At 70.2% G+C, this 768-nt stretch carries 1 protein-coding gene; it reads left to right on the top strand.

Translation table 11 applies throughout. The features are described from left to right. Positions 1-95: 95 nt before the first annotated feature. The gene (locus FV228_RS31420) at positions 96-644 is read left to right on the top strand and encodes an HNH endonuclease (protein WP_007563401.1); all 549 of its coding nucleotides are present in this window, start codon (positions 96-98) and stop codon (positions 642-644) included. Positions 645-768: the final 124 nt, after the last annotated feature.

The following is a 768-nucleotide window of genomic DNA, read 5'->3' as shown; positions in this document are numbered from 1 at the left end:
CTGCGCCGGCCCGTGGCCGCCTCGGACGGGCCGGCGGGGCGCTGGCGCGTTCCCGCGCGTTACACGCGTCAGAGATAGTCTGAAGAGTCGCGCCGATGATGGATCTCCAAACCCTCGTCCTGAACGCGGATTATCGGCCGCTCTCGTACAATCCGCTGTCCCTGTGGTCGTGGAAGGACGCCTTCACGGCCCTGTTCCTCGATCGCGTCACCCTGGTGGCGAGCTACGACGTCGAGGCGCGCTCGCCCTCGCGGGCGCTGCGGGTGCCGAGCGTGGTGGCGCTGAAGAACTACGTGACGCTGGCCCGCAGCCCGGCCTTCACCCGCTACAACATCTACCTGCGCGACGGCTTCAGCTGCCAGTATTGCGGGTTGCGGTTGCCCTCGGGCGGCCTGACCTTCGACCACGTGGTGCCGCGCTCCCGGGGCGGCCTGTCGAGCTGGGAGAACGTCGTGGCGGCCTGCTCGCCCTGCAACCTGCGCAAGGCCAACCGCACCCCGCAGGAGGCCGACATGCCCCTCGCCACCGAGCCGCGCCGGCCGACCCGCTACGAGCTGCACCACCGGCAGCCCGAGTTCGACCACCGCCAGTACCACCACACCTGGCTCGACTACCTGTACTGGGACAGCGAACTGGAAAGCTGAGACTGGTTCACCAAGCCGGCCCGCGGCGGGGCGGCTCGTTGTACATCGGGACGTTGTGGTTGCGCGGCAGGTAGCCCCGGACGATCACGGGCGGCGGCACCGCCGCCAGGTCGGGCCGCACGCG

Source organism: Methylobacterium sp. WL18 (assembly GCF_008040015.1).
GTDB lineage: Bacteria > Pseudomonadota > Alphaproteobacteria > Rhizobiales > Beijerinckiaceae > Methylobacterium > Methylobacterium mesophilicum.
The sequence above is the reverse complement of the archived record's forward strand: the minus strand, read 5'-3'. Positions and strand labels throughout refer to the sequence as shown.

What these genes read in the sequence shown, in the direction of transcription:
- FV228_RS31420 (WP_007563401.1), top strand. Translation starts at nt 96, where the DNA reads ATGATGGATCTCCAAACCCTCGTCCTGAACGCGGATTATCGGCCGCTC.